The sequence below is a fragment of the Brachyspira catarrhinii genome, from assembly GCF_005518285.1.
GTDB classification, from domain to species: domain Bacteria; phylum Spirochaetota; class Brachyspiria; order Brachyspirales; family Brachyspiraceae; genus Brachyspira; species Brachyspira catarrhinii.
The window spans coordinates 1-3,651 of the sequence record NZ_SJDU01000237.1; the positions used below are offsets into that span (position 1 = coordinate 1).

4 protein-coding genes are annotated in these 3,651 nt (G+C 34.4%); 3 read left to right on the forward strand and 1 reads right to left on the reverse strand.

Going from position 1 to position 3,651, the window contains the following annotated elements; genetic code table 11:
* The first annotated feature begins 176 nt into the window (after positions 1–176).
* Genes EZH24_RS08655 through EZH24_RS08665 form a run of 3 tightly spaced genes read left to right on the forward strand, consistent with a single transcriptional unit; the run spans position 177 to position 3,238 of the window.
* Positions 177–1,610 carry an NAD(P)/FAD-dependent oxidoreductase gene (locus EZH24_RS08655; RefSeq protein ID WP_137998768.1) on the forward strand — a complete coding sequence of 478 codons (1,434 nt, stop codon included), beginning with the start codon at positions 177–179 and terminating at the stop codon, positions 1,608–1,610.
* Complete coding sequence (locus EZH24_RS08660) at positions 1,610–2,875, forward strand: NAD(P)/FAD-dependent oxidoreductase (protein WP_137998769.1); 1,266 nt, start codon at positions 1,610–1,612, stop codon at positions 2,873–2,875. The genes EZH24_RS08655 and EZH24_RS08660 overlap by 1 nt, the downstream gene beginning before the upstream one ends.
* A gap of 3 nt (positions 2,876–2,878) precedes the next feature.
* Positions 2,879–3,238: a DUF1667 domain-containing protein gene (locus EZH24_RS08665; protein WP_137998770.1), complete on the forward strand. Its 360-nt coding sequence runs from the start codon at positions 2,879–2,881 to the stop codon at positions 3,236–3,238.
* 21 nt (positions 3,239–3,259) lie between these two features.
* Here the strand turns inward: EZH24_RS08665 and EZH24_RS14115 are convergent, their stop codons facing one another.
* Positions 3,260–3,430, reverse strand: coding sequence for a hypothetical protein (locus tag EZH24_RS14115; protein WP_161976125.1), 171 nt, complete (start codon positions 3,428–3,430; stop codon positions 3,260–3,262).
* Positions 3,431–3,651 lie beyond the last annotated feature (221 nt).

A 3,651-nucleotide genomic window follows, 5' to 3' on the forward strand; every position in this document is an offset into this window, starting at 1 on the left:
AAAGCCGTTGAAAGAGCCAAAAACTGGGCGGAGCCGTTGAAAGAGCCAAAAACTGGGCGGTATAACAAAATTTTGTAATCCGTATATTGATTATTTCGATATACGGATTATATTTTAATTTATGATATTTATAAAAAATTATTAAAAAATGGTTTATAAAAAAATAAAGGTATTTTATGTATGACATATTAATAATAGGCGCTGGAGTATCGGGGACTTCATCCGCAAGAGAATTATCGAGATATAAGGCGAATATATGCGTAGTCGAAAAATGCGAAGATGTTTGTTCGGGAACTTCAAAAGCAAATAGCGGAATAGCTCATGCGGGATTTGACGCCGCCAACGGTTCGCTTATGGCAAAATTAAATGTTTTGGGAAATAAAATGATGCCTAAAATAGCCGAAGATTTGAATGTTCCTTTCAAATTAAACGGTTCTTTAGTGGTATGCGCAAACGAAGACGATATGCCGAGTCTACAAAAATTATACGAAAGAGGAATTGCAAACGGAGTCGAAGGTTTAAAAATATTGAATAGAGAAGAAGTTTTTGAAAAAGAGCCTAATCTAAACGATAATGTGGTAGCCGCTTTATACGCTCCTACAGGCGGAATAGTTTGCCCTTTTATACTCAATGTAGCTTATGCGGAAAATGCGGCGGATAACGGAGTGGAATTCAGATTCAATACGGAAGTTTTGGATATAAAAAAAGTTAATGATATATTCGAAGTTTCGACTAACAACGGAATAATAAAAACAAAATATATCGTAAACGCCGCTGGAATCTATGCCGACAAATTTCATAATATGGTAAGCGCAAATAAAATAAGAATAAATCCAAGAAGAGGAGATTATATTCTGCTCGACAGCGAGGTTAAAAATATAGTTTCTTCTACGATATTCGCTTTGCCGAGTAAATTTGGAAAAGGTATTTTGGTTACTCCAACGGTTCATGGAAATCTAATGATTGGACCGACAGCGATTGATATAGAAAATAAAGAAGGAGTAAATACCACAGCGGAAGGTTTGAGTCAAGTCATAGAAAAATCAAAATTAACGGTAAAAAACATTCCTTATAATAAAGTAATCACTTCTTTTGCGGGGCTTCGTCCTCATGAAGACGGACATGAATTTATAATTAAGGAAGTCGAGGATTGCGAAAATTTTATTGACTGCGCGGGAATAGAATCTCCTGGACTTGTTAGCTCGCCCGCCGTTGGAGTTATGGTAGCCGACATATTGAAAGAAAAAGCGAAGTTGGAAACCAAAAAAGATTTTATAGAGAAGAGAAAAGGCATTACAAAATTTATGAGTTTGACAACAGAAGAAAAAAATAAACTTATAAAAGAAAATCCTTTATACGGACATATAATTTGTAGATGCGAAAAAATAACGGAAGGCGAAATTGTCGAAGCCATAAGAAGTCCGATTGGAGCACGTTCTTTGGACGGAGTTAAAAGAAGAGTGAGAGCTGGACTTGGAAGATGTCAAGGAGGATTCTGTTCGCCAAAAATAATGGAAATACTTTCAAGAGAACTTAAAATTGACATATTGAATATTACGAAGTCCGAAAAAGGTTCTGAAATACTTAAAGGAATAGATAAGGAGATATAATGAAATCTTACGATATTGTCATTATAGGCGGAGGACCCGCTGGGCTTGCGGCGGCTATTTCGGCAAGAGAAAACGGAATAGAAAATTTGCTCATTATAGAAAGAGACGAAGTTTTGGGCGGAATATTGAATCAATGCATTCATAATGGTTTTGGACTTCATAGATTTAACGAAGAATTAACTGGACCAGAATACGCTTATAGATTCATAGAAAAAGTTATAGATTTGAAAATAGAATATAAATTAAATACTATGGTTTTGAATATAGACGCGGACAAAAATATAACTTATATAAATAAAGAAGAAGGCTATATTCAAATCAAAACTAAAGCTATAATATTGGCTATGGGATGCAGAGAGAGGGCGAGAGGCGCGCTTAATATAGCGGGCTATCGTCCAGCGGGAATATTTTCGGCGGGAGCGGCGCAACATTTAGTGAATATAGAAGGTTATATGCCGGGAAAAGAAGTCGTAATATTGGGTTCGGGCGATATTGGGCTTATTATGGCGAGGAGAATGACTTTTGAAGGAGCGAATGTAAAAGTGGTTGCCGAGATTCTTCCATTTTCTGGGGGCTTAAAAAGAAATATCGTTCAATGTTTGGACGATTTTAATATCCCGTTGAAATTAAGCCATACGGTTATAGACATTAAAGGAAAAGATAGAATCGAAGGAGTGACGATAGCGAAAGTTGACGAGAAAATGAAACCTATAAAAGGAACGGAAGAATATTACTCTTGCGACACTTTGCTTTTGTCTGTCGGACTTATTCCAGAAAACGAACTTTCAAAAGAGATAGGAATTGAAATAAATCCGATTACATCGGGACCTATAGTAAACGAAAGTTTGGAAACTAATATTGAGGGAATATTTTCATGCGGAAACGCTTTGCATGTGCATGATTTGGTAGATTTTGTTTCGGAAGAGGCGGAGACTGCGGGAAAAAGCGCGGCGCTTTACATTTTAAATAAGAAAACAAAAAAAGAAAAAGAAAATTATATTTGTTTAAAAGCTTCAAACGGAGTTCGTTATACCGTTCCGTCTATCGTTAATGTCGACAATATAGACGAAGGGCTTACCGTTCGTTTTAGAGTCGGCGGAGTATTTACGAATAAATTTTTGAATGTTTATTTTGACGGAGAAAGGTTAGTTCATAAAAAACATTTGATATTTGCCCCAGGCGAAATGGAAACCTTGAAATTGGGAAAAGATATGTTATTGAAAAAGGATTTAAAAAATATAGAATTTAAAATAGAGGATAATTAATTTATGGAAAATAAAGAATTGACTTGTATATGCTGTCCTATGGGATGCGCGTTAAATATCGAAATGGAAAATAACGAGGTTGTAAAAGTTAGCGGGAATACTTGTAAACGAGGCGACACTTACGCAAGGGCGGAAATAGTTCGTCCCGTTAGAATGGTTACAACAATAGTTAAAGTGGAAAACGGAAAATTAAAAATGCTGCCCGTAAAAACAAAAGAACCTATAGATAAAGATAAAATAAATATTTGCCTTCATGCTTTGAAAGATGTAAAAGTTAAAGCCCCCGTTCGTATAGGAGATATTATAGCGTCAAATATTGCTGGAGCTGATATAATTGCAACGAGGAATATCGAGGCTGTATAATTTCTTATAATAACAAGCTTTTTATCCAAAATACTTGCCATTTTCAATTATATTTATCTCTTCTTCCCTTAAATCATATAATTTATAAACAATCTTATCAATCTCCTCCTCAATTTCAGACACATCCTCATTTGAATTTTTATTTTTAATCTTAAAAATCTCATCGACTTTATTTATAATTTTATCCTCCAAATCTTTATTTTCAGAATTTATTTATATGATTAAATTTTGACAAATAAAATTATTCTGTTATAATTACATTTATGAAAAGAAATAGGGAAATTAACAAACTAAATGACTTATTCGTCCGATATTTGCTCGGAAAACTTGGAAACGAAAAAGTGATTGAGGATATGGTTAATGCCGCTTTAAGCGATTTCAATTTTGAAGAAGTTAAAGATTTGGAAATAATC